Annotated in this window: 27 protein-coding genes; 14 read left to right on the forward strand and 13 right to left on the reverse strand. The window is 71.5% G+C overall.

The features are described 5' to 3' along the window. The first annotated feature begins 20 nt into the window (after positions 1-20). Both AMYTH_RS0138430 and AMYTH_RS0138435 read left to right on the forward strand, forming a co-directional pair. Positions 21-734 (forward strand): class I SAM-dependent methyltransferase, encoded by a 714-nt coding sequence (locus AMYTH_RS0138430; protein ID WP_027934685.1) that lies wholly within the window; start codon positions 21-23, stop codon positions 732-734. A gap of 13 nt (positions 735-747) precedes the next feature. Then, positions 748-1,305 (forward strand): DUF4865 family protein, encoded by a 558-nt coding sequence (locus AMYTH_RS0138435; protein WP_027934686.1) that lies wholly within the window; start codon positions 748-750, stop codon positions 1,303-1,305. A 1-nt stretch (position 1,306) separates the two neighbouring features. Here AMYTH_RS0138435 and AMYTH_RS0138440 read toward each other — a convergent pair whose 3' ends face one another. Then, positions 1,307-1,849: an RBBP9/YdeN family alpha/beta hydrolase gene (locus tag AMYTH_RS0138440; protein ID WP_027934687.1), complete on the reverse strand. Its 543-nt coding sequence runs from the start codon at positions 1,847-1,849 to the stop codon at positions 1,307-1,309. 123 nt (positions 1,850-1,972) lie between these two features. On the opposite strand from AMYTH_RS0138440, the gene AMYTH_RS0138445 reads away from it, so the two are divergent. Then, complete coding sequence (locus AMYTH_RS0138445) at positions 1,973-2,413, forward strand: Lrp/AsnC family transcriptional regulator (protein WP_027934688.1); 441 nt, start codon at positions 1,973-1,975, stop codon at positions 2,411-2,413. Here the strand turns inward: AMYTH_RS0138445 and AMYTH_RS0138450 are convergent. The 7 genes from AMYTH_RS0138450 to AMYTH_RS0138480 form a co-directional block, all read right to left on the reverse strand. After that, on the reverse strand, positions 2,403-3,593 hold the full coding sequence (locus AMYTH_RS0138450) for an RtcB family protein (protein ID WP_027934689.1): 1,191 nt from the start codon (positions 3,591-3,593) through the stop codon (positions 2,403-2,405). The two genes, AMYTH_RS0138445 and AMYTH_RS0138450, sit on opposite strands and share 11 nt — an antisense overlap. 66 nt (positions 3,594-3,659) lie before the next feature. Further along, on the reverse strand, positions 3,660-4,067 hold the full coding sequence (locus AMYTH_RS0138455; RefSeq protein WP_017984168.1) for a hypothetical protein: 408 nt from the start codon (positions 4,065-4,067) through the stop codon (positions 3,660-3,662). Between the two features lie 521 nt (positions 4,068-4,588). Continuing rightward, a complete protein-coding gene (locus AMYTH_RS0138460; protein WP_027934690.1) occupies positions 4,589-5,788 on the reverse strand; it encodes an MFS transporter in 1,200 nt (399 codons plus the stop codon). 76 nt (positions 5,789-5,864) lie between these two features. Continuing rightward, on the reverse strand, positions 5,865-6,479 hold the full coding sequence (locus tag AMYTH_RS0138465; protein WP_020422853.1) for a TetR/AcrR family transcriptional regulator: 615 nt from the start codon (positions 6,477-6,479) through the stop codon (positions 5,865-5,867). Between the two features lie 22 nt (positions 6,480-6,501). Next, entirely contained in the window at positions 6,502-7,848 is a 1,347-nt protein-coding gene (gene paaK / locus AMYTH_RS0138470; protein ID WP_027934691.1) for a phenylacetate--CoA ligase PaaK, read from the reverse strand. A gap of 13 nt (positions 7,849-7,861) precedes the next feature. Then, positions 7,862-8,245 carry a hydroxyphenylacetyl-CoA thioesterase PaaI gene (gene paaI, locus AMYTH_RS0138475; RefSeq protein ID WP_037323010.1) on the reverse strand — a complete coding sequence of 128 codons (384 nt, stop codon included), beginning with the start codon at positions 8,243-8,245 and terminating at the stop codon, positions 7,862-7,864. An 89-nt stretch (positions 8,246-8,334) separates the two neighbouring features. After that, positions 8,335-9,126 carry an enoyl-CoA hydratase/isomerase family protein gene (locus tag AMYTH_RS0138480; protein ID WP_027934693.1) on the reverse strand — a complete coding sequence of 264 codons (792 nt, stop codon included), beginning with the start codon at positions 9,124-9,126 and terminating at the stop codon, positions 8,335-8,337. Positions 9,127-9,208: 82 nt separating this feature from the next. On the opposite strand from AMYTH_RS0138480, the gene paaZ reads away from it, so the two are divergent. From paaZ to paaE, 6 genes are read left to right on the forward strand one after another with little or no spacing between them, the layout of a single operon-like run. Further along, positions 9,209-11,233, forward strand: a complete 2,025-nt coding sequence (gene paaZ, locus AMYTH_RS0138485; RefSeq protein ID WP_027934694.1) for a phenylacetic acid degradation bifunctional protein PaaZ — start codon at positions 9,209-9,211, stop codon at positions 11,231-11,233. Further along, the gene (gene paaA / locus AMYTH_RS0138490) at positions 11,230-12,174 is read left to right on the forward strand and encodes a 1,2-phenylacetyl-CoA epoxidase subunit PaaA (RefSeq protein WP_027934695.1); all 945 of its coding nucleotides are present in this window, start codon (positions 11,230-11,232) and stop codon (positions 12,172-12,174) included. The genes paaZ and paaA overlap by 4 nt, the downstream gene beginning before the upstream one ends. Beyond that, positions 12,171-12,458: a 1,2-phenylacetyl-CoA epoxidase subunit PaaB gene (paaB, locus tag AMYTH_RS0138495; RefSeq protein ID WP_017984160.1), complete on the forward strand. Its 288-nt coding sequence runs from the start codon at positions 12,171-12,173 to the stop codon at positions 12,456-12,458. Before paaA ends, paaB begins: the two co-directional genes overlap by 4 nt. Before the next feature lie 7 nt (positions 12,459-12,465). Then, positions 12,466-13,401, forward strand: a complete 936-nt coding sequence (gene paaC, locus AMYTH_RS0138500; protein ID WP_027934696.1) for a 1,2-phenylacetyl-CoA epoxidase subunit PaaC — start codon at positions 12,466-12,468, stop codon at positions 13,399-13,401. Continuing rightward, positions 13,395-13,886, forward strand: coding sequence for a 1,2-phenylacetyl-CoA epoxidase subunit PaaD (gene paaD, locus AMYTH_RS0138505; protein WP_027934697.1), 492 nt, complete (start codon positions 13,395-13,397; stop codon positions 13,884-13,886). The genes paaC and paaD overlap by 7 nt, the downstream gene beginning before the upstream one ends. Before the next feature lies 1 nt (position 13,887). Beyond that, positions 13,888-14,970, forward strand: coding sequence for a 1,2-phenylacetyl-CoA epoxidase subunit PaaE (gene paaE, locus AMYTH_RS0138510; RefSeq protein ID WP_027934698.1), 1,083 nt, complete (start codon positions 13,888-13,890; stop codon positions 14,968-14,970). Here paaE and AMYTH_RS48385 read toward each other — a convergent pair. Continuing rightward, a complete protein-coding gene (locus AMYTH_RS48385) occupies positions 14,948-15,166 on the reverse strand; it encodes a hypothetical protein (RefSeq protein ID WP_020486725.1) in 219 nt (72 codons plus the stop codon). The two genes, paaE and AMYTH_RS48385, sit on opposite strands and share 23 nt — an antisense overlap. A gap of 241 nt (positions 15,167-15,407) precedes the next feature. On the opposite strand from AMYTH_RS48385, the gene AMYTH_RS0138520 reads away from it, so the two are divergent. Both AMYTH_RS0138520 and AMYTH_RS0138525 read left to right on the forward strand, forming a co-directional pair. Then, positions 15,408-16,697, forward strand: a complete 1,290-nt coding sequence (locus AMYTH_RS0138520) for an MFS transporter (RefSeq protein ID WP_027934699.1) — start codon at positions 15,408-15,410, stop codon at positions 16,695-16,697. A gap of 2 nt (positions 16,698-16,699) precedes the next feature. After that, positions 16,700-17,062, forward strand: a complete 363-nt coding sequence (locus tag AMYTH_RS0138525; protein ID WP_027934700.1) for an RNA-binding S4 domain-containing protein — start codon at positions 16,700-16,702, stop codon at positions 17,060-17,062. A 54-nt stretch (positions 17,063-17,116) separates the two neighbouring features. Here the strand turns inward: AMYTH_RS0138525 and AMYTH_RS0138530 are convergent, their stop codons facing one another. Together AMYTH_RS0138530 and AMYTH_RS0138535 are read right to left on the reverse strand one after the other, a co-directional pair. Next, positions 17,117-18,238, reverse strand: a complete 1,122-nt coding sequence (locus tag AMYTH_RS0138530; protein ID WP_228685143.1) for an amidohydrolase family protein — start codon at positions 18,236-18,238, stop codon at positions 17,117-17,119. Next, positions 18,235-19,524: a type I glutamate--ammonia ligase gene (locus AMYTH_RS0138535; protein ID WP_084022761.1), complete on the reverse strand. Its 1,290-nt coding sequence runs from the start codon at positions 19,522-19,524 to the stop codon at positions 18,235-18,237. Before AMYTH_RS0138535 ends, AMYTH_RS0138530 begins: the two co-directional genes overlap by 4 nt. Positions 19,525-19,618: 94 nt before the next feature. On the opposite strand from AMYTH_RS0138535, the gene AMYTH_RS46485 reads away from it, so the two are divergent. From AMYTH_RS46485 to AMYTH_RS0138550, 3 genes are all read left to right on the forward strand, one after another. Beyond that, on the forward strand, positions 19,619-20,464 hold the full coding sequence (locus AMYTH_RS46485; RefSeq protein WP_037323013.1) for an SGNH/GDSL hydrolase family protein: 846 nt from the start codon (positions 19,619-19,621) through the stop codon (positions 20,462-20,464). A gap of 107 nt (positions 20,465-20,571) precedes the next feature. Beyond that, a complete protein-coding gene (locus AMYTH_RS0138545; RefSeq protein WP_027934703.1) occupies positions 20,572-21,375 on the forward strand; it encodes an acyl-CoA thioesterase in 804 nt (267 codons plus the stop codon). Positions 21,376-21,385: 10 nt separating this feature from the next. Next, a complete protein-coding gene (locus tag AMYTH_RS0138550; RefSeq protein WP_027934704.1) occupies positions 21,386-22,384 on the forward strand; it encodes a TIGR03617 family F420-dependent LLM class oxidoreductase in 999 nt (332 codons plus the stop codon). A gap of 11 nt (positions 22,385-22,395) precedes the next feature. On the opposite strand, the gene AMYTH_RS49315 is transcribed toward AMYTH_RS0138550, so the two are convergent. Together AMYTH_RS49315 and AMYTH_RS0138560 are read right to left on the reverse strand one after the other, a co-directional pair. Then, on the reverse strand, positions 22,396-22,569 hold the full coding sequence (locus AMYTH_RS49315) for a hypothetical protein (protein WP_157360735.1): 174 nt from the start codon (positions 22,567-22,569) through the stop codon (positions 22,396-22,398). Between the two features lie 123 nt (positions 22,570-22,692). Beyond that, the gene (locus AMYTH_RS0138560; protein WP_027934705.1) at positions 22,693-23,025 is read right to left on the reverse strand and encodes a YnfA family protein; all 333 of its coding nucleotides are present in this window, start codon (positions 23,023-23,025) and stop codon (positions 22,693-22,695) included. Positions 23,026-23,190: the final 165 nt, after the last annotated feature.

The following is a 23,190-nucleotide window of genomic DNA, read 5'->3' on the forward strand; positions in this document are numbered from 1 at the left end:
CGGGCCGGAGGCTGCCGCACGTGACCGAAGCGTTCTTCGCGTTGTTCCACGGCCTGCCGCGGCAGGGCCCGGGTTCGGACGCCACCACCCTCCGCCTCCTCGACCTCGCCCGCCCGCTGCCCGAGCGGCCCCGCGTGCTGGACCTCGGGTGCGGCCCCGGCCGGTCGGCGCTGCTGCTGGCGAAAGCCGGCGCGCGGGTGACCGGCCTGGACACCCACCAGCCCTTCCTTGACGACCTCGCCAAGGCTGCCGAGGGGCTCGACGTCGACACCGTCAACGCGTCGATGGCCGACCCCCCGTTCCCGGACGGCACGTTCGACCTGTTGTGGGCCGAAAGCTCGGTCTTCGTGCTCGGCTTCGACACCGCGCTGCGCACGTGGAAGAGGTTGCTCAAGCCCGGCGGCGCGCTCGTGCTCACCGAGTGCGAATGGTCCACCGGCACGCCGTCGGCGGCCGCGCGGGAGTTCTGGGACGAGCAGTATCCACTGAGGACGACTGAGGAGAACTCCGCCGCCGCGGTGGCCGCGGGCTACCGGGTGGAGGCGGTGTTCCCGCAGCCGGACAGCGACTGGTTCGACGAGTTCTACGACCACCTGGCCGCGCGGGCCGACGCCGCCGCCGGCGATCCGGCGATGGCCGAGGCGGTCGCCGCGGCGCGCCGCGAGATCGCGATGCGCCGCGAGCACGGCTCGGAGTACCAGTACACCGGCTACGTCCTTCGTACATACCAGTAGGTACAGTGCGGGGATGTATGCGAAGCAGTACGAGATCGCCCTGCCCGCCGACTACGACATGGGCATCATCCGCAGGCGGGTCGCCGAGCGCGGGCACGCGCTCGACGACCGCGCGGGCCTCGGCCTGAAGGCGTACCTCCTCCGGGAGAGCCCGAACCAGTACGCGCCGTTCTACCTGTGGCGGGACCCCGGGCGGATGGCCGAGTTCCTGGTGGGCGGCGGCGGTTTCGAGAACATCGTGCGGGACTTCGGCCGCCCGGTGGTGCGGCACTGGACCGGGCTGGCGTTCCAGCCCGGTCCGGCGCGCGACCGCACGCCCCGGCACGCGTCCCGCCTCGTCACCCCGGTCGGTGCGGATGCCGCCGCGGCCGTCGAGGAGGCGCTCACCGGGCTGAGCGCGACCGCCAGGGGGTCCGGGGTGCACAGCGCGGCCCTCGCGCTGGACCCGCACCACTGGCAGCTGGTGCGGTTCGTGCTCGGCGAGCACGACGGCGAGGCGACCGAGCGGTACGAGGTGCTGCACCTGTCCGCGCCGGAACTGGGGGCGCTGCATGTGGGACGGCAGTGGTAGATCAGGCGGCAACTTCGCTGAGGAGGGCGAGGCCGGATGGCCAGTCGCCGAGGCCGCTGGCGGAGTTGAGGTGGCCGTGCCCGGCGAGCAGGCGCCGCGGGACTCGCCACGCGCCGGCGAGCGCGGCCGAGGCCGCCGGTTCGCAGTAGGGGTCGTCGTCGCCGGCGACCACCAGGCCGGGGCACGGCAGCGGCCGGGCCCGCAGGTTCGCGAACGTCGGCGCGGCTTGGCGGGGGAACGCAGGCCCCCGCGGGTCGGGCGGTGCGACCAGGAACGCGGCCGCCCCGCGCGGCCGGGCCGCGGCCAGCCACTCGGCCGCCGCCCAGCAGCCGAGGCTGTGCGCGACCAGCACCACCCGCTCGCCGCGCCGGGCCGCGGTCGCGTGGGCGGCGCCGACCGCCGCCACCCAGTCCGCGAGGTCCGGCTCCGTCCAGGAGGCCGGGGCGATCCGGACGGCCGAAGCGCCCCAACGCTCCTCCCACACGGTCTGCCAGTGCTTCTCGTCCGAACCGTCGATCCCCGGGATGATGACGTACGCGACCAACGTCCACCGCCGTTTCCACTCGTGGCCCCCGCACGACCGGGTGCCGCCGTGGACGATGATCGATGGTTCAACCGTCCGTGGCGGGCGGGGCAAGTGATCTCAAGGGAAGTGGCGGCGACAACGATGGAATCACTCGACGAGATCGACCGCGCGATCCTGGAGCTGTTGCAGACCGAGGGGTGGCTCAGCGGCGCCGAGGTGGGCCGCCGGGTGGGGCTGTCCCAGCCGGCGGCCGGCGCGCGCATCCAGCGCCTGGAGAAGAGCGGCGTCATCCTCGGGTACCGCGCGGTCGTCGCGCCCGCCGCGGTGGGCCTGAACATCCACGCCGTCGTCCGGCTGCGCACGACGCACGCGCAGTTGCCGAAGGCGCTGGCCCTCGCCGGGCGGATCGCCGAGGTCGTCTCCACGGTCCGCGTGACCGGTGAGGACTGTCTGCTGTTCGACGTGCACTGCACGCACGCCGAACGGCTCGAACAGATCGTGGACTCGCTGGCCCGCTTCGGGCCGGTCACCACGTCGCTCGTGCTGCGCAGTTACCCGGCGAAGCCGCTGCCTACCCCTTGACGCATACCACCTGCTTGAGGTGCGCGACCACCTCGACGAGGTCGGTCTGCGCCTTGATCACCGAGTCGATGTCCTTGTAGGCGGCCGGGATCTCGTCGACGACGCCCTCGTCCTTGCGGCACTCCACGCCGTCGGTCTGGGCGGCGAGGTCGGCGGCGGTGAACGTCTTGCGCGCCTTGGTGCGCGACATGCGCCGCCCGGCTCCGTGCGACGCCGAGTGGAACGAGGTCTCGTTGCCGAGGCCGCGGACGATGTAGGAGCCGGTGCCCATGCTGCCCGGGATGATCCCGAGGTCGCCGGAGCCCGCGCGGATCGCGCCCTTGCGGGTGACCAGCACGTCCACGCCGTCGTAGGTCTCCTCGGCGACGTAGTTGTGGTGGCACGAGATCGGCTCGTCGAACCGCACGCCCGGCACCGTGTCGGCGACGGCCTGCTGGACGAGCGCGACCATCGTGGCCCGGTTGCGGGCCGCGTAGTCCTGCGCCCAGAACAGGTCTCGCCGGTAGGCCGCCATCTCCGGGGTGCCCGCCACGAACACCGCCAGGTCGCGGTCCGGCAGGTCCGCGTTGTGCGGCAGCTTGCGGGCCACGTCGATGTGCCGCTTGGCGAGTTCGTTGCCGATGCCGCGGGAGCCGGAGTGCAGCATCAGCCACACGCGGCCGGCGTCCGGGCCACCCTGTTCGAGGCACACCTCGATGAAGTGGTTGCCGCCGCCGAGGCTGCCGATCTGCGCCCGCGCCCGGTCGCGCAGGTTCTGGACGCCGTCGTGCAGCTGCCCGAACGCCGACCAGAACTCGTTCCACCCGCCGGTGCCGGGTACGCGGGCGGGGTTGACCGGGGTGCGGTGCATGGCGAAGCCGACCGGCACGGCGTCCTCGATGCGGCGGCGCAGTTTGCCGAGGTCGTCGGGCAGGTCGCCGGCGGTCAGCGAGGTGCGGACCGCGCTCATGCCGCAGCCGATGTCCACACCCACCGCGGCGGGGGAGACCGCGTCACGCATCGCGATCACGCTGCCGACTGTCGCGCCCTTGCCGTAGTGCACGTCCGGCATGACGGCCAGACCGTGCACCCACGGCAGGTTGGCGACGTTGTGCAGCTGACGCATCGCTGCGTCCTCGACGGTCGCCGGGTCGGCCCACATGCGGATCGGCACGCGGGCGCCCTCGACGGCGGTGAACATCCGAAGATCCTTTCGCTCAGGTGGATCCACAGGGTTACCCGCGGATCGGCCCGCAGCAACCGGATTTCAGTAGTCGTCGCGCCCGGTGAGCTGTTCTTCGAGCAGCTCGGCGGAACTGGTGACCAGGGCGAGCGGGTCGACGAACTCGTTGATGTCGAGGTTGGCCAGCGGGAGGGAGTGCCGGAGCACCAGGTACTCGCCCATGACGACCACTCCGCCGACGACGGTGGTGTGCCCGACCTCGGCCAGCACCCCGACGACGTCCACCTCGTCCACCCGGGCGAACGGTGTCGCGATCTGGATCCACTCGTCCCGCCGATCGAGAACCTCCCGGGCGATCACGACGATCTGGGTGCGCTCCTCCTCCTCGGGATCGGACTGGAAGCGGATCCGAATGCGTAGTTCGTCCGGTTCGTCCCGAACCACCTTGTACTGCTGCCGGATGAACGTCGCGAGATCGCGCCAGCTCGTCACCCCAGAGGTCCTTCCTCGTGCCCGATCGGTCACGGGAAGTGAAGCACAGATGCTCCAGCACCGGGACCGGACCAGAAAAACTCCCGCAACAACAACAACCGCCGCCCGGCAACGCAACAGCACCGACCATCGAACCAGGCCTCCCCCGCCCCCGATCCACAGCCGATCTTTAGTCGCCGACCAGGGTTGTCAAGGCACGCTTTCCCGCCTTGACAACCCTGCTCGGCGACTGAAACACAATCAGGCATCGGGGGCGGGGGTGGTCGGAAGGTGACCTTTCCGGGCGCCGCAAGGCGCACCGCCCGCAGGGCGGAAAAGATCAAAAGAGTCCTCGCCGGACGGGCAGGCTCCGGGATGACCAGGGGTTGGGTGCCTCGTCTCACCTTGGGTGGGTGGCTGGGTGGTCATCCCGTCGCCTTCCGGTTTGTGCATATCACCTTGAGCCAGGGCCGCAAGGTTGGCATGTCAACTCACGCGAGAAGCGGAGGTTGCGGCCCTGGCTCAAGGTGATCGCGCCAGTGTCAGGCGACGGGATGACCACCCAGCTTCTCTTGTGTTGCTTGGCGTGTTGTCGCTGTTGCCCAAATGGCCAGTCCGATCAGCGGCAGCGCCGCGCCGAACAGGGTCGGGCCGGCCCAGCCGAATGCGTCGTAGAAGCTTCCCGCTACTGCCGACGCTACCGCGCCGCCCACGAAGATCGTCGTCATGAACACCGTGTTGATGCGGGCCCGCGCGTCCGCCCGCAGGCCGTAGATTTCCCGCTGCGAAAGGACCTGGTGGCCCTGCACGGCGAGGTCGAGCACCACGCCGGCCAGCGCCAGCACCACCACCGATCCCGCGCCCAGCCACGCCACGACCATCGCGACCGCGGCCAGGGCCAGTGCGATTCCGCTGCCGATCCCGCCGTGCCCGCGGTCGCCCAAGCGCCCTGCCAACGGGGCGGCCGCCGCGCCGGCCGCGCCCACCAGCGCGAACACCCCCACCTCGGTCTGCGTGAGCCCGTGCCGCCCGACCAGTTCGAACGCCACCGACGTCCAGAACGCCGAGAACGCCCCGAACATCAACGCCTGGCACACCGCCCGGCGCCGCAACGCGGGTTCCTCCCGGGCCAGTGTGAGGATCGACCCCATCAACCGGGCATAACCCTCGTCGTGCGTCGGGCGGCGGTGGGGGAGCATCCGGCGCGCCGCGACCGCCACCACCAGCATCAGCACCGCCGACACGAAGTAGATCGTCCGCCACCCGAACGCCCCCGCGACCAGGCTGGACAATGTCCGCGCCAGCAGGATCCCCAGCAGCAGACCGGTCATGACCGTGCCGACGAACCGGCCGCGCTGCTCCTCCGGCGCGAGGTGCGCGGCGAACGGGATGAGGATCTGCGCCACCACCGACGTCACGCCGATCAGCACCGACGCCGCCAGGAACACCCCGAACACCGGCGCCACGGCCGCGACCACCAGCGCCAGCGCGGTGAACACCAGCGTGCGCGACGCCAGCGCCCGGTTCTCCACCAGGTCGCCGAGCGGCATCAGCAACGCGAGCCCGGCCGCGTAACCCAGCTGCGTCAACGTCACCACCAGTGCGGCGCTGCCCTGGCTCACCCCGAACGCGGTCGCGATCTCGGTCAGCAGTGGCTGCGCGTAGTACAGGTTGGCCACCGTGGCGCCGCACGAGAACGCGAGCACCACCATGATCAGCCGCAGGTTGCGGATTTCCGGCATGACAGTGCGGACACCACACACGGCCGGTGCATTCCCGGTGTGAGACCGTTCACCCGGGAAACCCGGCAAACGAGTCCTAAGCGGACCGCACCCGCAGCCCGTCGAAGGCCACGGCCGCCACCGTCTCCGCCAGCTCGTCGCCGCTCTGCCCGCCGCGCGGCCGGTACCACTCGATCAGCGAGTTGACCATGCCGAACAACAGCCGCGCCGCGGTCGGCGGATCGATGTCCGGCCGCAGGTCGCCCTCGTCGACGGCCTTGGTGACCAGTTCGGACACGATGTGGTCGAACTCACGACGACGGGCCAGCGCGTCCCGCTCCACCTTCGTGTTGCCGCGCACCCGCAGCAGCAGCGTCACGAACGGCAGCCGGTCCACCAGCACCCGGACACTGCCGCGCACCAGGTACTCCAGCCGGTCCACCGCGCGCCCGTCGACCGAGTCCAGCTCGGCCACGATCTCGAACAGCCCGTCCAGCGCCCGGTTCACCGCCAGCCGCAACAACTCCTGCTTGCTCGGCACGTGGTGGTAGATGGCGGACTTGGTGATGCCGAGCTTGCGCGACAGGTCCTCCATGCTGGTGCCGTCGTAGCCGCGCTCGTTGAACAGCTTGACCGCGACCGCGAGCAGGGACTCCAGGTCGTAGCCCGGCCTGCCACGCCGGGCGGGCCGGGCCGGAGGTGCGGTCGTCATGACCCCAGTATCCCAAGCGGTCTCAGGCCGGCGGGCGCTGGTCGATCACGCGGCGCAGCTTGCCCATCGACCGTTCCAGTGTGTCCGGGTCGAGCACCTCCACGCCGACGCTGATCCCCACGCCGTCTTTGACCCGTGCCGCGATCTCCGCGGCGGCGCCGGAACGGCGGTCGGCCGGGGTGTCGTGCCGGGCCTCGACCAGCACCGTCAGGTGGTCCATCCGGTCCTTTTTGGTCAGCTTCAGCTGGAAGTGCGGCGCCAGGCCCTCGGTCGCCAGCACGATCTCCTCGATCTGCGTCGGGAACACGTTGACCCCGCGCAGGATGATCATGTCGTCGCTGCGGCCGGTGACCTTGTCCATGCGCCGGAACGCCGGCCGCGCGGTGCCGGGGCGCAGCGCGGTCAGGTCCCGTGTGCGGTAGCGGATGACCGGCATGGCCTGCTTGGTGAGCGAGGTGAACAGCAGCTCACCCGTCTCGCCCTCGGCCAGCACGTTCCCCTCGACCGGGTCCACCACCTCGGGGTAGAAGTGGTCCTCCCAGATGTGCAGGCCGTCCTTGGTTTCCACACACTCCTGCGCGACACCCGGCCCCATCACCTCGGACAGGCCGTAGATGTCGACGGCGTGCAGGTCCATCCGCTGCTCGATCTCCCGCCGCATCTGCTCGGTCCACGGCTCGGCGCCGAAGATGCCCACCCGCAGCGAGGACTTCGCCGGGTCCAGGCCCTGGCGCTCGAACTCGTCCAGCAGCGTCAGCATGTACGACGGGGTCACCATGATGACCTCGGGCCGGAAGTCGGTGATGATCTGCACCTGCCGGGCGGTCATGCCGCCGGACGCGGGGATCGCGGTGCAGCCCAGCTTCTCCACCCCGTAGTGCGCGCCGAGCCCGCCGGTGAACAGGCCGTAGCCGTAGGCCACGTGCACCTTGTGCCCCGGCCGCCCGCCCGCCGCGTAGATCGAGCGGGCCATCACGGTCGCCCAGGTGTCGATGTCGGCTTCGGTGTACCCGACCACGGTCGGCTTGCCGGTGGTGCCGCTGGAGGCGTGGATGCGGCGCACCTGCTCCTGCGGCACCGCGAACATCCCGAACGGGTAGTTGTCCCGCAGGTCGTGCTTGGTGGTGCAGGGGAACTTCGCCAGGTCCGACAGCTCGCGGCAGTCGTCCGGGTGCACCCCGGCCTCGTCGAACTTGCGGCGGTAGAACGGCACGTTCTCGTAGGCGTGCCGCAACGTCCACTGCAGACGTTCCAGCTGGGTGGCGCGCAGCTCGTCGACGCTCATCCGCTCGGCGGCGGTCAGGTCGTCCGGCGCGGGCGCGGTGCCGAGGCGCTTCGCCTGGGGCACGTCGCTGTGCATGGTCGTCATGGGGGCCGGCTCCTCAGTTCTTCCCGATCGTGCGGCTGCGGCCGCGGAATTCGGCGATCACTTCGCGCCCGGCGCCGGTCTCGCGGTGCACCGTGACGTCGTAGATGCCGTTGCGCCCGTAACGCGTGCGTTCCTCGGCCGTGGCGACCAGCCGGTCGCCGAGGCGGGCGCTGGCGACGAACGAGATCTCGGCGCCCGCCGCGACCGTCACCGGGCCGTGGCTGTTGCACGCGCAGGCGAACGTCGTGTCGGCCAGCAGGAAGATGTACCCGCCGTGGGCGATCGCGTGCCCGTTCACCATCTGCTCGGTGACCGTCATGCGGGCGACCGCCCGGCCACCGTCGGCTTCGACGAGTTCGATGCCGAGCGACTTCGACGCGACGTCGTCGGCGAACATCGCCTGCGCGGCTTGGGACACGGCAGCACTGCCTTCCGTCGTTACTGACCGAATGGACGGTTAATAATGTGCGTCCGGCCTCGGCACTGTCAAGACCCTTGGAACACCGGCTTCGACTTGCCCAGGAAGGCCTCGACGGCTCCGCGGTGGTCGTCGGTGAGCCCGAGTCGCGCCTGTGCTTCGCCTTCCAGGCGCAGGACTTCCGGCAGCGGCGCGCCCCAGGACGCGGCCAGCGCGCGCTTGGCCTCCGCGTAGGCGCGCGTGGGGCCCGCGGCCAGGCGGGCCGCCAAGTCGGCGGCGGTCGCGGCCACCTCGTCGGCCGGCACGACGCGCCCGGCGATGCCCCACTCCGCGGCCTGCGCGGCGGTGAACGTCTCGCCGAGCAGGACGAGTTCGCTCGCCCTGGCCGCGCCGACGGCGCGCGCGAGCGTGGCGGACAGGCCGGAGTCGCAGGTCAGGCCGATGCCGGTGAACGCGGTGCCGAACTTCGCGGTGTCCGCGGTGACCCGCAGGTCGCAGGCGAGGGCGAACCCGAGCCCGGCGCCGACGCACGTCCCGTTGACCGCCGCGACCACCGGTTTCGGCATGGTCGCCAGCGTCGTGACGATCGGGTTGTAGTGCTCGTCGATGGTGGCGAACGCGGTCGCCGGGTCGGCGCGCAGCGCGTCGGCGTGCTCGGCCAGGTCCTGGCCCACGCAGAACGCCCGGCCGGTGCCGGTGAGTACGACGGCGCGGACCGAATCGTCCGCCGCCACCCGCTCCAGCGCGTCCCGCAGCTCGGTCTTCAGTTCACCGGTGAGGGCGGGCCGGAGCATCGTCACGGTGGCCACGGCGCCTTCGCGGGAAACGGAAACAACGTCACTGGTGCTTTCGTCAGCCATGCCGAGACGCTACCATGACTTCCTGAACGTTCGGTTGGTTAATCCGGGGAAGCGAGGAACGATGGCCCAGCAGTCGACGAGGATGCTGCGCAGCTACGTCAGCGGCGGCTGGCGGACCGGGGAGGGCGAGGGGGCGCCCCTGCACGACGCGGTCACCGGCGCCGAGGTCGCACGGATCTCGTCCGCCGGCATCGACATGGCCGCCGCGCTCGACCACGGCCGCCGCGTCGGCGGGCCTGCCCTGCGCGAGCTGACCTTCCACCAGCGGGCCGCGCTGCTCAAAGCCGTGGCCTCCCACCTCCGCGAGCACCGCGACGAGCTGTACGAGCTGTCCGCCAAGACCGGCGCCACGCTCGGCGACTCGAAGTTCGACGTCGACGGCGGCATCGGCGTGCTGTTCGCCTACTCCGGCAAGGGCAAGCGCGAGCTGCCCAACGACACCGTCTATGTCGACGGCAACGTGGAGCCGCTGAGCAAGGGCGGCACGTTCCTCGGCCAGCACATCGCCACCCCGCTGCGGGGCGTCGCCGTGCAGATCAACGCCTTCAACTTCCCGGTGTGGGGTCCGCTGGAGAAGTTCGCCCCGGCGTTCCTCGCGGGCGTGCCGAGCCTCGTGAAGCCGGCTAGCCAGACCGCCTACCTGACCGAGCGGTTGGTCGAGCTGATCATCGAATCCGGTCTGATCCCGGAGGGCACGCTGCAGCTGATCTCCGGCAGTGCCGGCGACCTGCTGGACCACCTCACCGAGCAGGACCTGGTGTCGTTCACCGGGTCGGCGTCGACGGCGCAGAAGCTGCGCACGCACCCGGTGATCGTGCGCCAGGCTGTTCGGTTCAATGCCGAGGCCGACTCGCTGAACTGCTCGATCCTCGGCCCGGACGCGAAGCCCGGCACGGCCGAGTTCGACCTCTACGTCAAGCAGCTGGTCACCGAGATGACCGTCAAGGCCGGACAGAAGTGCACCGCGATCCGCCGTGCGTTCGTGCCGGCCGAGCTGCTCGACGACGTGGCCGAGGCCGCCGCCGAGCGCCTGGCGAAGGTCAAGATCGGCAACCCCGCGGCGGAGGGCGTCCGCATGGGCGCGCTGGCCAGCCTGGAGCAGCGCGAGGAGGTCCGCCGCTCGCTGAAGGCGCTGCAGGACGCCTCCAGCGTCGTGTTCGGCGACCCGGAGCGGGTCGAGGTGGTCGACGCCGACGCCGAGCGCGGCGCGTTCATCTCGCCGGTGCTGCTCAAGGGCGACGCCGACCGCGCCGAGCCGCACGAGGTCGAGGCCTTCGGCCCGGTCTCCACGCTGATGCCCTACACCTCGGTCGAGCAGGTCATCGGCTACGCCGCGCGCGGCCAGGGCAGCCTCGCCGGGTCGGTCGTCACCGGCGACGCCCAGTTCGCCCGCGAGGTCGTGCTGGGCGTGGCGCCGTGGCACGGCCGCCTGCTGGTGCTCGACGCCGACGACGCGAAGGAGTCGACCGGCCACGGTTCGCCGATGCCGGGCCTGGTGCACGGTGGCCCTGGCCGCGCCGGTGGCGGCGAGGAGATGGGCGGCATCCGCGGCGTGCTGCACCACATGCAGCGCACGGCCGTGCAGGGCAGCCCGAAGGTGCTGTCCGCGGTCACCGGCCGGTGGGTCGAGGGCGCGCCGCGCAACACCGAGGACGTCCACCCGTTCCGCAAGTCCCTGGCGGAGCTGAAGATCGGCGACTCGGTGGTGGCCGGGCCGCGCACCGTGACCCAGGAGGACGTGGACCACTTCGCCGAGTTCACCGGCGACACCTTCTACGCCCACACCGACCCCGAGGCGGCGGCTGCCAACCCGTTGTTCGGCGGCATCGTGGCGCACGGCTACCTGGTCGTGTCGTTCGCGGCGGGCCTGTTCGTCTCGCCCGAGCCGGGGCCGGTCCTGGCCAACTACGGCCTGGAGAACCTGCGGTTCCTGACCCCGGTCAAGCCCGGTGACGAGCTGACCGTGACGCTGACCGCCAAGCAGATCACCCCGCGCGAGAACGCCGACTACGGCGAGGTGCGCTGGGACGCCGACGTGACCAACTCCGCGGGCGAATCCGTCGCCAAGTACGACGTGCTCACCCTGGTGGCCAAGGAGAATCGATGACTGCCATCCTCGACGAGAAGGACCTCGAACGGCACTTCGAGCACACCATCGAAAAGGACCAGCGGATCGAGCCGCGGGACTGGGTGCCGGAGGGCTACCGCAAGACGATGATCCGGCAGATCGCGCAGCACGCGCACTCCGAGATCATCGGCATGCAGCCGGAGGGCAACTGGATCACCCGCGCGCCGTCGTTGCGGCGCAAGGCGATCCTGCTGGCGAAGGTGCAGGACGAGGCCGGGCACGGGCTGTACCTGTACTCGGCCGCCGAGACGCTGGGCGCGGACCGCGCGGACCTGACCGAGAAGCTGATCAGCGGGCGGCAGAAGTACTCGTCGATCTTCAACTACCCGACGCTGACGTTCGCCGACGTGGGCGCGATCGGCTGGCTCGTCGACGGCGCCGCGATCTGCAACCAGGTGCCGCTGTGCCGGTCCTCGTACGGGCCGTACGCCCGGGCGATGATCCGGATCTGCAAGGAGGAGTCGTTCCACCAGCGGCAGGGCTACGAGCTGCTGATGACGATGATGAAGGGCACGCAGGCGCAGCGGGACATGGTGCAGGACGCGGTGAACCGGTTCTGGTGGCCGTCGCTGATGATGTTCGGCCCGCCGGACGCCGAATCCGCCAACACCGCGCAGTCGATGGCGTGGAAGATCAAGCGGCACACCAACGACGAGCTGCGCCAGCGGTTCGTCGACATGACCGTGCCGCAGGCCGAGGCGCTCGGCGTGACCCTGCCGGACCCGGACCTGAATTGGAACGCCGAGCGCGGGCACTACGACTTCGGCCAGGTCGACTGGGACGAGATGAAGCAGGTCGTCGCGGGCAACGGCCCGTGCAACACCGAGCGGCTGGCGCGGCGGCGGCAGGCGCACGAGGACGGCGCGTGGGTCCGCGAGGCCGCGGCCGCGCACGCGCGCAAGATGGCGGAGGCGAAGTGAGCAAGAGCGAGTGGCCGCTGTACGAGGTTTTCGTGCGTGGCAAGCGAGGCCTCAACCACGTGCACGTCGGGTCGCTGCGCGCGGCCGACGACCAGATGGCCCTGCACAACGCGCGTGACCTGTACACGCGGCGCAACGAGGGCGTCAGCATCTGGGTGGTCAAGGCCGCCGACATCACCGCGTCCTCGCCGGACGAGAAGGACCCGTTCTTCGCGCCGTCCGGCGACAAGGTGTACCGGCACCCGACGTTCTACGACATCCCCGACAACGTTCCCCACATGTGAGCTGATGATGTCCTTTGACAACGCCTACGAGGCTTTGATCGACGCTCACGACGACTCGCGGTGGGCGTTCGGCACCGGGTTCGAGGACCCGCTCGCCGGGGTCGACACCTCGGTGCCGTCCGGTGTGGACGGTGCGGACCTGGCGCGGTACTGCCTGATGCTGGGCGACGACGCCCTGGTGTTCTCGCACCGGCTGCAGCAGTGGTGCACCCGCGCGCCCGAGCTGGAGGACGAGGTCGCGATCGCCAACATCGGCCTCGACCTGCTCGGCCAGGCGCGGCTGCTGCTGGCGCGCGCGGGCAAAGCAGAAGCAGCGGCGCAGAGCGCCTCCGTTGAGGGTGGCGGTGGGCGACGGGCGGGCGGTTCAGACCGCGGCGAGGACGACTACGCATTCTTCCGCGACGAGCACGAGTTCCGCAACGTCCGGCTCGCGGAGCTGGAGCGCGGCGACTTCGGGCAGCTGATCGCGGTGCTGCTGGTGTTCTCGACCTGGCGGCTGGCGCTGTTCCAGCGGCTGCGGTCGTCGGTGGACCCGGTGCTGGCCGCGATCGCCGACAAGGGCGTCAAGGAGCTGACCTACCACCGCGACTACGCCGCGCAGTGGGCCGTGCGGCTCGGTGACGGCACCGCGTTCTCGCACGAGCGGATGCAGGCCGGGCTGGACGGGATCTGGCCGTTCGTGGACGAGCTGTTCGTGCCGCACGAGACCGAGTCGCGGCTGGCCGCGGCCGGTGTCGCGGTCGCCCCGGCGTCGGTGCGCGAGGAGTTCGACGACGTCCTGGCGCAGGTGTTCGCCGCCGGTTCCCTGTCCCGCCCGGAGATCGCGGGCAAGGCCGGGGTCAACGGGCAGACCGGACGGGGCGGCCGGCACACCGAGGCGATGGGCTACCTGCTTGCCGAGCTGCAGAGCGTCGCCCGCGCCCATCCGGAGGCGACATGGTGAGCGCCCGCGCCGTCGCGGAGACCGTCCGCGACCCCGAGCTGCCCATGCTGACGCTGGCCGACCTCGGCGTGCTGCGCGAGGTGTCCGAACAGGACGGTGCGGTGACGGTGTCGATCACGCCCACCTACACCGGGTGCCCGGCGATGGACACCATGCGCGACGACCTGGTGCACGCGCTGCAGAGCGCCGGCTACTCGCGCGTCGAGGTCCGCACGGTGCTGCAGCCTGCCTGGAGCACCGACTGGATCAGCGAGCGGGGCCGCCGGGCGCTGGCCGAGGCGGGTATCGCGCCGCCGGGCAGCGCGCCGCGACGGCCGACCGGGCCGGTTCCGCTGACGCTGAGCCCGCCGGTGCGCCGGGTGTCCTGCCCGCGGTGCGGGTCGGCGGACACCGAGCTGGTGTCGGAGTTCGGGGCCACCGCCTGCAAGTCGTTGCTGCGCTGCCGGTCCTGCGACGAACCCTTCGAGCACGTCAAGGAGATCTGAGGTGACCGCGAGCACCAAATCGAGGCTGCGGGGCGACTTCCACACGCTGACCGTGGCCGAGGTGACGCCCCTGTGCGACGACGCCGTCGCGGTCACCTTCGACGTGCCGCCGGAGCTGGCGGAGGCCTACGCGTTCCGCGCCGGGCAGTCGCTCACGCTGCGGCGGACGATCGACGGGCGCGAGGAGCGCCGGTCGTACTCGATCTGCTCGCCCGAGGGCAGCAAGCCGCGCATCGGGGTGCGCGAGGTGCCGGACGGGCTGTTCTCGACGTGGCTGGTGCACCAGGTGCGGCCGGGCGACGAGATCGAGGTCGGCACGCCGACCGGGAACTTCACGCCCGACCTGTCGGTGCCGGAGCACCACGTGCTCATCGCGGCCGGCTCGGGCATCACGCCGGTGCTGTCGATCGCGGCGACGGTGCTGCGCGACCCGGCGGCGACCGTCACCGTGCTGTACGGCAACCGCCGCACGGACACGGTGATGTTCGCCGACGAGCTGGCCGACCTGAAGGACCGCTACCCGGACCGGCTCGAGCTGGTGCACGTGCTGTCCCGCGAGCCGCGCGAGGCGGAGCTGTTCACCGGACGGCTCGACGGCGAGAAGCTGTCCGCGTTGCTGGCGCTGTTCCCGGACGTGTCGGCGGTCGGGCACTGGTGGCTGTGCGGGCCGTTCGGGATGGTCACGGTGGCGCAGGACCGGCTGCGCGCGGCCGGAGTGCCTGCTTCGCGGATCCACCAGGAACTGTTCTATGTGGACGACGTGCCGCCGGAGCCGGTGCGGCACGAGGAGAAGCCGCTCGACGGAGTCGTCACCCAGGCGACGATCATCCTCGACGGCCGCGCCACGACGCTCGCCGTGCCGCGGGACGTGCCGGTGCTGGACAGCGCTCAGCGCGCGCGGCCGGATCTGCCGTTCGCGTGCAAGGGCGGCGTGTGCGGCACGTGCCGGGCGAAGGTGACCGCCGGAGCCGTGGACATGCGCCGCAACTTCGCGCTCGAGGAGAGCGAGGTCGCCGACGGGTTCGTGCTGACTTGCCAGTCGCTGCCGGTGTCCGACGCGCTCACGGTCGACTTCGACGTGTGATCGGCACTGCCTTCGCCGCGGCGGCCAGTGACCCCGCCGCGGCGAAGGCGAGCACGATCGCCAGAACGCCGGACAACCACACGGACATGGCGAGCGCCAGGTAGACCTGTACCGCCGCGGTCGCCGCGAACACCGCCGTCAGGACAAGCCAGACTGGACGGTCGGTGACCGGAGTCTTGGACTGGCCCAAACTCACTGCGAAACCCCTCCCGCGATCTTTCGGATACCCCTGGTATCGCCAATTGGGTCGTCCGGGTTACCGCTGGGCACCATCCGTGACGTTGTCAACATTTGCCAGTCGGCGCGCTTCCCGTGGCGGACTTGCTGCGTGGAGTGGCCGAACCATTGCCGAGAGTGCGCAGCCCCAGTCTTTCACAGCGTGACGCCGTTCACCCGGCCGGGCGGAGCGGTTCATCCGGCTCGTGGACAATCATGCCGTGACCGTCACCGCCAAGGCCTCGCCGGGCGCGCGCAAAGCCGTGCTGAGCTGGGCGTTCTGGGACTGGGGAGCGTCCGCGTTCAGCGCCGTCATCCTCACGTTCGTCTTCTCCGTCTACCTCACCGACGGTGTCGCCGCCGACACGGAAAGCGGGTCGCAAGCGCTTGGCGTCGCGATGACGATCGCCGGTGTGGCGGTCGCCCTGCTGGCTCCGGTCACCGGGCAGCGCAGCGACGTCGGCGGCAGGCGCAAGCTCTGGCTCGGGATCCACAGCGCCATCGCGATCGCCTGCACGGCCGGGCTGTTCTTCGTCCAGGACGAGCCGTCCTACCTGCTGGCCGGGCTGGTCCTGCTCGCGGTCGGCAGCGTGTTCTTCGAGTTCGCCGAGGTCAACTACAACGCGATGCTCGTGCAGGTGTCCACGCCGAAGACGATGGGCCGCGTGTCCGGCTTCGGCTGGGGCATGGGCTACTTCGGCAGCGTCATCGCCCTCGCGATCGTGTTGTTCGCGTTCGTGCAGCCGGACGTCGGGCTGTTCGGCGTGACCTCCGAGGACGGCCTGAACATCCGCGCGGTGGCCCTGTTCGTCGCGGTGTGGTTCTTGGTGTTCGCCCTGCCGGTGCTGCTGTTCGTGCCGGAGAACCCGCCGTCCCGCGAACAGGCCAGGGGCAACTTCTTCGCCGGCTACAAGGTGCTCGCCAAGCGGCTGGCGCACCTGTGGCGGACCGACCGGCGGACGCTGTGGTTCCTCGCCGCGAGCGCGATCTACCGCGACGGCCTGACCGCGATCTTCACATTCGGCGGCGTGGTCGCGGCCGGGACGTTCGGGTTCAGCCAGACCGAGGTCGTGATGTTCGCGATCGTGGCGAACGTGACCGCCGGGATCGGCGCGGTCAGCGGTGGCAGGCTGGACGACCGCCTCGGGCCCAAGACCGTGATCGTGACATCGCTGATCGCGCTGGTGATCATCGGTGTCGCGCTGACCGTGCTGCCCGGCAAGGCGACGTTCTGGGTGTGCGGGCTGGCGCTGTCGGTGTTCCTCGGCCCGGCGCAGGCCGCGAGCCGGACGTTCCTGGCGCGGATCGTCGAGCCGGAGCGGGAGGGCGAGGCGTTCGGCCTGTACGCGACCACCGGGCGGGCGGTGAGCTTCCTGGGGCCGCTGGCGTTCAGCGGGTTCATCGCGATCTTCGACAGCCAGCGCGCCGGCATGGCGGGGATCGTGCTGATCCTCGCGGCCGGGCTGGCGGCGATCCTGCCGGTCAAGGCGCCGGCGAGGCAAGATGGATGACCATGGAGTCCACGCGCGTGGACCGCTGGCTGTGGGCGGTCCGTCTGACGAAGACCCGATCCGACGCGGCCGCGGCCTGTCGCGGCGGGCACGTGCGGGTCAACGACCGCCCGGCGAAGCCCGCGACGGGCGTACACCCCGGCGACACGGTGCGGGCGCGCGTCCATGACCGGACGCGGATCGTCGAGGTCGTGCGGGTCATCGAAAAACGGGTGGGCGCCCCTGACGCGGCCACGTGCTACATCGACCGCACCCCGGCGCCCCCGCCGGAGGCCCTGACGCCGGTCGCCCGCCGCGAGCGCGGAGCGGGCCGCCCGACGAAGCGGGACCGCCGCCTGCTCGACCGGCTGCGCGGCCAGGGCTGATGAGCTGCGGGGCCGGCCACGCCGCGGCGTGGCCGGGCCGGTAAATCGCGCCGCTCAAAGCCGGTACACGCGCCGCGCGTTGTCGCGCGCGATCATGGTCACCACGCGCCGCGCGTCGGCTTCCGGCCAGTCGCCGTCGGCGACCCACCGGCCGAACGTCGTGGTCACCGCGCGGCGCCACAACAGCGCGCCGAGGTAGTGCAGCTCCGGCGGCCCCCACGCGTCCGACGAGTACAGCTGCTTCGCGAACGGCGCCAGCTCGAACGACTCCGCCACCACCGCCACGCTGCGCACCCCCGTGTGGTTGATGCCCAGCCCCACGTCGAAGTGCACGTTCGGGAACGCCTGTGCCAGGTACCCGGCCTCCCGGTGGTACGGGTAGCAGTGCAGCAGCAGAACCGGCACGTCCGGCGTCGCGCGCAGGAAGTCCAGCAGGTGCAACGGGTTGACGCGGTGCAGGTCGAGGTCCCGGTCGCCGATGCCGGTGTGCAGCTGCAGCGGCAGGCCCCGCTCGATCGCCGCGTGCAGGCCGAACCGGATCAGCACCTCGTCGTCCATCCGCGGCTCGTCGCCCGCCGTGTCCAGCCACCGGTCCGCCGCCGCCGTCACCTCGGCCGGTGACGGCGGGGTCAGGTCGATGTCGAATCCGGTGCGGTAGGCCAGGATCGACTTGGCCCCCACGGCGTTCTCGGCGCGCGCGGCCAGCCGGGCGGTGAACGCGTCGGCGTAGTCACGCCCGGCCACGTTCTCCAGCGCGAGCTCCTCGGCCAGCGCCTCGAGCCGCACCACCTCGTGCGCCCGCGCGCCGGAGGCCGACTCCATGCCCTCCAGCCCGAGCAGCGAACGGGTGGCGTACCCGGTGTCGACGATCCAGTCGCTCACGCCGGCGCCGCCGAGGAACCGCCGCGTCACCTCGGCCACACCGAGCTCCGTGCGGCGCTTCCAGTACTCGTCGGCCGGGGCGTGCTCGGGCAGGTCGAGCACCGGCGCGCACCACCGCCGCACCGCGAACCCGAGCTGCGAGTCGAACTGCGTCATCCACGGCGGGATCGGGTCGGGCGAACCCTCGTTGAGGTGCCCCTCGAACTCGGCCCGCTCCAGCTCGACCGTGAAGGCGCCGTGCACGTGGTGGTCCACTAGCGGCGCGGCGGCGACGTGCTCGGCGAGCGCGCTCACCACGTGAACCTGAACTTCCCGGTCAGCACGTCGATCTCCGCCTTGCCGTAGGTGTCCAGTTCGTGGCGGCGCACCGCCGTCAGCGCACTGGCGATTTCCGGGCCGAGCAGCCGCCGCGCGAGCGGGGATGCCACGAACGCGTCGAGTGCGGCGGCCGGATCGGGCAGCCGGGGCACCGCCGGCAGTTCCGACGGGTTGCGGGTGACCTCCCGGGGCAACGGCAACCGCCGGGTGATGCCGTCGAGGGCGAGCCCGAGCAGCGTCGCCAGCGCGAGGTACGGGTTGGCCGACGGGTCCGCGCACTTCAGCTCGACGCTCGCGCCGTGCGGGTTGCCCGCGGTGGCGGCGCAGAACCGCACCGCCGCCTCCCGGTTCTCCCAGCCCCAGCACGCGTGGGCGCCGGACCAGGTGTCCGGCTGGAGACGGTGTCCGGACAGGACGGATCCGGCGAACACCGCGAGGGTTTCCGGCAGACCGGTCACGATCCCCGCGATGGCGGCGCCACCGTCGGCGGTCAGGCCGTGCGGGCCGTCGCCGCCGGAGAGCAACGGAACGCCGTCGCGCGCGAGGGAAACGTGCAGGTGCGCGCCGTTCCCGCTGCCGCCGGCGTAGGGCAGCGGCGAAAAGGAGACCGACAACCCGTGCCGGCGCGCGATGCGGCTGGTCAGCAACCGGGCGAGCACGACCTCGTCCGCGGCCTCGACCGGGCTCGCCGGCGCGAGGGAGAACTCGAACTGCCCGTCGCCGTACTCGCTGTGGATCTGCTCGACGGGCAGGCCGGCGTCGGCCAGGTCGGCGAGGAACGGCTCGGCGGCGAGGTTGAGGCCGTAGGCGTTCCAGTGCGGGAAGGCGTCGGTGACCACGAACTCCAGCTCGCACCCGGCGCGCGCGACGATGCCGTGGTCGGCGAGCGCGTTTTCCACCTCGCGCAGGGCTTTCCGGGCGCACAGTCCGCTCGGCTCACCGTCCTGTGTGGACACCTCGGCAGGCGCCCAGGCCAACCCGTCGCCGAGGAGCCGGAGCGCGTCCAGGTCGGCACGCAGCCGCAGGTCGCCGACCACGCCCAGGTCCGGGGTGAACGCGATCGCGTTGTCGATGCAGAACACGTGCCAGCTGGGGGAGGCGCCCAGACCCGCGCGGTGGAAGTCCCGCGCGCGGTGCGGCGGCACGAACTTCGCCCGCGTCACCCCCGCGGGATCCACCACGGTGCCGGCGAGGAGACGGCAACCGGCGTCGGCCAGGCGGCGCTCGACCGCGGCCAGCTGGGCGTCGTCGAGCTGCCGCATGAGGATCAGTGTCCCACCGAGCGCGATGCCCTGCGCGACTCGGCGAGGTGAGCGAAAATGGAGGGCCATCGCAACGCGGCGAGGAGGGTTCGTGATGCGACGCTTCGGGTGGATCGGTGCGGCACTCCTGCTGGTCCTGTTCTCGGTCACGCCCGCCTCGGCCGGGCAGCACGACTACCTCGCCCTCGGCGACTCGGTCGCGTTCGGTTACCGTCCGCCCGCGGTGACTCCACCCGCCGACTACTTCGACGCCTCGAACTTCGCCGGCTACCCGGAGCGGTACTCGCCCAACGTGACGAACGCGTCCTGCCCGGGTGAGACGACCGCCAGCATGATCATCCCCGGTGCGCAGAGCAACGGCTGCGAGAACTCGGTCGGGTCCCCGTTCGGCTACCGGACGATCTACCCGTTGCACGTCAGCTACTCCGGCACCCAGCTGGAGTACGCCGTGTGGTTCCTCAAGACGCACCCGCGCACCCGGCTCGTCACGATCGACATCGGCGCGAACGACCTGTTCGTGTGCCAGCAGACCACACCCGACCAATGCACCGGGGCCAGTTTCCCGGTCGAACTGCAGCGGATCAGCCGCAACCTGACCACCATCTTCGCGGCTCTGCGCGGTGCGGCCCGGTACCGGCACGACCTGGTGCTGGTGTCCTACTACGCGCTCGACTACCGCGATCCGGTCGCGGTCGCGCAGGTCCAGGCCCTCAACGCCGCACTCGCCGGGCCCACCCTCCGGTTCGGTGGCGTAGTGGCTGACGGCTTCGGCGCGTTCCAGGAGGCGTCCCGGTCCACCGGCGGCGACCCGTGCGCGGCCGGCCTGCTGATCGCACTGCCCACCGGCGGCTGCGACGTCCACCCCACCGCCAAGGGCCACGCCGTGCTGGCCGGCGCCGTCGAGGACGCCGTCGCGAAGGGGCAGCGTCACGCCGCCTGACCCAGGTTCAGCGGCGGCCGCGCCGCCCCGCGCTCGGCCGCCACTTCCGTTGTGATGCCTGTCTACCAGCGCCTGCCCGCGTGTGCCTCCTGTATTACCGTGCGGTAATGCACGCCGTCAGTGAGAAAGCGGTGGACGAGCCCACCCTGGCCGACCTGCTCGACCTCGAGGAGATCGACCGCGACCTCTACCGCGCCAACCTCGTGTTCGACGACCCCCTGCCGCTCTACGGGGGCCAGGTCGCCGCGCAGGCGCTCGCCGCGGCCGGGCGCACGGTGCCGGAGGACCGGCTGCCGCACTCGCTGCACGGCTACTTCCTCCGCCCGGGTGACGCGACGCGCCCGACGATCTTCCACGTCGACCGGGACCGCGACGGCGGCTCCTACTCCGCCCGCCGGGTGGTCGCCGTGCAGAACGGCGAGGTCATCTTCAACATGTCGGCGTCCTTCCACCGCCGCGAGGAGGGCGTCGACCGCGAGGCCCACCCCGAGCGTCCCGAAGGCGACCCGGAGCAGCTGCCCGGTGGCGGCATGCCGCGGCTCTTCTCGATGCAGGGCGCGCTGCCGCCGCAGCCGTACCCGGACGGCCAGTGGCCGACCCGCTTCTGGGCACGCTGCGAGCTCGACCTGCCCGACAACCCGCTCATCCACGCCTGCGTCCTGACCTACCTCTCGGACATCTCGTCCGGTGTCGCGGCCTTCGGCAACGACGAGGCGTCCGCGTCGTCGAGCCTGGACCACGCGGTGTGGTTCCACCGGCCGGGCCGCCTCGACGAGTGGGTGCACATGGACCTGGTGCCGCAGAGCGTCGCGGGCGGCCGCGGCTGGTACACCGGCACCGTCCGCACGCGGGACGGCGTGCTGCTGGCGAGCCTCGCGCAGGAGTGCCTGTTCCGGAACCGCAGGCGGTAGCGTTCGCAGGGTGAAGGTCGATTTCGCGGTCCCGTTCGAAAGTCCGGCCGACTGCCGGGAGACGATGCGGCGGGCCGAGCGCGACGGTTTCGACGGCGTGTGGAACACCGAGGTCAAGCACGACCCGTTCCTGCCGCTCGCGCTCGGCGCGACGGTCACCGAGCGCGTCACGCTCGGCACGGCGATCGCGGTGGCGTTCGCGCGCAACCCGATGACGGTCGCGCAGACCGCGAACGACCTGCAGGAACTCTCCGGCGGACGGCTGCTGCTCGGCCTCGGCACGCAGATCAAGACGCACGTCACCCGGCGGTTCTCGATGCCGTGGTCGCAACCGGCCGCCCGGATGCGCGAGTTCGTGCTGGCGCTGCGGGCGATCTGGGACAGCTGGCAGACCGGTGCGCGCCTCAACTTCCGGGGCGAGTTCTACACCCACACGGTGATGACCCCGATGTTCACGCCGCCGCCGCACCCGTACGGTCCGCCGAAGGTGCTGCTCGCCGGTGTGGGGGAGGGCATGACACGTGCGGCGGGCGAGGTCGCGGACGGCTTCCTGTGCCACGGGTTCACCACCGAGCGGTACCTGCGCGAGGTGACGGTGCCTGCGCTGCGGTCCGGGCGGAGCTCACTGGACGGCTTCGAACTGGTCGGCTCGCCCATGGTGGTGACCGGCCGGACGGACGCCGAGATCGCCGCCGCGCTCGCGGGCACGCGGCGGCAGATCGCGTTCTACGGATCGACGCCGGCCTACCGCGGGGTGCTGGAGCTGCACGACCGCGGCGAGCTGGGTGACGAGCTGCACCGGCTGTCCCGTCGCGGCGAGTGGGAGCGGATGGGCACGCTCGTCGACGACGAGCTGCTGGCCGCGATCGCGGTGGTGGGCAAGCCCGACGAGGTCGCGGCCGAGGTGCGGCGCCGCTACGGCGATCTGTTCACGCGCGCGACGCTCTACCTGCCGTACGAGGCGGAGCCGGGCCTGGTGGCCGAGGTCGCGGCGGCGGTGCGCTCGTAGGCCGCGGGCCCTCAGGAGGGGGAGAAGTGGTCGTCGTCCTCCTGGTGGGGCGGGTGTTCGGCCGGGGCGCCCTCCTGCTCGGCCTGCTCGTGGGGCCGCGTGAGCTTCGCGTCCCGCGCCGCTTCCTTCGCCTCGGCCAGCGCCTGCCTCGACTCGGCCAGCTCGTCGTGCTTCTCGTCCGGCACGATCGCCTCCCTTCGTCCGCTCCCGGCTACCACTTCCGCCGTCCCGCAAACCAGTAGCGTGACGGGCCGAACACCGTGACCGACGGGGTGCCGAAGGCGTAGGCGAGGTGCACGAAACGATGTTCAGCCGCGCGGGGCGTACATGATGACCGCGACGCCCGCGAGGCAGATGAGCGCGCCGATGACGTCGAACCGGTCGGGCCGGTACCCGTCGGCGACCACGCCCCAGGCCAGCGAGCCGGCGACGAACACACCGCCGTAGGCTGCGAGGATGCGGCCGAAGTTGGCGTCCGGCTGCAGCGTGGCGACGAAGCCGTACAACCCGAGCGCGATCACGCCCGCGCCGATCCAGATCCACCCGCGGTGCTCGCGGACGCCCTGCCAGACGAGCCAGGCGCCGCCGATCTCGGCGAGCGCCGCCAGCACGAACAGTCCGATCGAACGGAAAACCAGCACGAGCCGACCCTAGCTACGGGCTGCCAGTCCCACATGCGGCACTTCGGTCAACCGGCGGCCCGCGCTCGCCCACTCGGTGGAAGTTGTTGCGAACGGTCCGACGGGCAGGGTAGCGGCAGCCGTTCTTGGCGGGTGGTTTGTGCGACCCCGCCGCTCCGGGCGGTT

Source organism: Amycolatopsis thermoflava N1165 (assembly GCF_000473265.1).
GTDB classification, from domain to species: Bacteria; Actinomycetota; Actinomycetes; order Mycobacteriales; family Pseudonocardiaceae; genus Amycolatopsis_E; species Amycolatopsis_E thermoflava.

Coding starts and splice junctions, on each gene's coding strand:
- AMYTH_RS0138435 (WP_027934686.1), top strand. CDS start 748: ATGTATGCGAAGCAGTACGAGATCGCCCTGCCCGCCGACTACGACATG.
- AMYTH_RS0138445 (WP_027934688.1), top strand. CDS start 1,973: ATGGAATCACTCGACGAGATCGACCGCGCGATCCTGGAGCTGTTGCAG.
- AMYTH_RS0138450 (WP_027934689.1), bottom strand. CDS start 3,593: ATGTTCACCGCCGTCGAGGGCGCCCGCGTGCCGATCCGCATGTGGGCC.
- AMYTH_RS0138460 (WP_027934690.1), bottom strand. CDS start 5,788: ATGCCGGAAATCCGCAACCTGCGGCTGATCATGGTGGTGCTCGCGTTC.
- AMYTH_RS0138465 (WP_020422853.1), bottom strand. CDS start 6,479: ATGACGACCGCACCTCCGGCCCGGCCCGCCCGGCGTGGCAGGCCGGGC.
- paaK (WP_027934691.1), bottom strand. CDS start 7,848: ATGACGACCATGCACAGCGACGTGCCCCAGGCGAAGCGCCTCGGCACC.
- paaI (WP_037323010.1), bottom strand. CDS start 8,245: ATGTTCGCCGACGACGTCGCGTCGAAGTCGCTCGGCATCGAACTCGTC.
- AMYTH_RS0138480 (WP_027934693.1), bottom strand. CDS start 9,126: ATGGCTGACGAAAGCACCAGTGACGTTGTTTCCGTTTCCCGCGAAGGC.
- paaZ (WP_027934694.1), top strand. CDS start 9,209: ATGCTGCGCAGCTACGTCAGCGGCGGCTGGCGGACCGGGGAGGGCGAG.
- paaA (WP_027934695.1), top strand. CDS start 11,230: ATGACTGCCATCCTCGACGAGAAGGACCTCGAACGGCACTTCGAGCAC.
- paaC (WP_027934696.1), top strand. CDS start 12,466: ATGTCCTTTGACAACGCCTACGAGGCTTTGATCGACGCTCACGACGAC.
- paaD (WP_027934697.1), top strand. CDS start 13,395: ATGGTGAGCGCCCGCGCCGTCGCGGAGACCGTCCGCGACCCCGAGCTG.
- AMYTH_RS0138525 (WP_027934700.1), top strand. CDS start 16,700: ATGGAGTCCACGCGCGTGGACCGCTGGCTGTGGGCGGTCCGTCTGACG.
- AMYTH_RS0138535 (WP_084022761.1), bottom strand. CDS start 19,524: ATGCGGCAGCTCGACGACGCCCAGCTGGCCGCGGTCGAGCGCCGCCTG.
- AMYTH_RS46485 (WP_037323013.1), top strand. CDS start 19,619: ATGCGACGCTTCGGGTGGATCGGTGCGGCACTCCTGCTGGTCCTGTTC.
- AMYTH_RS0138545 (WP_027934703.1), top strand. CDS start 20,572: ATGCACGCCGTCAGTGAGAAAGCGGTGGACGAGCCCACCCTGGCCGAC.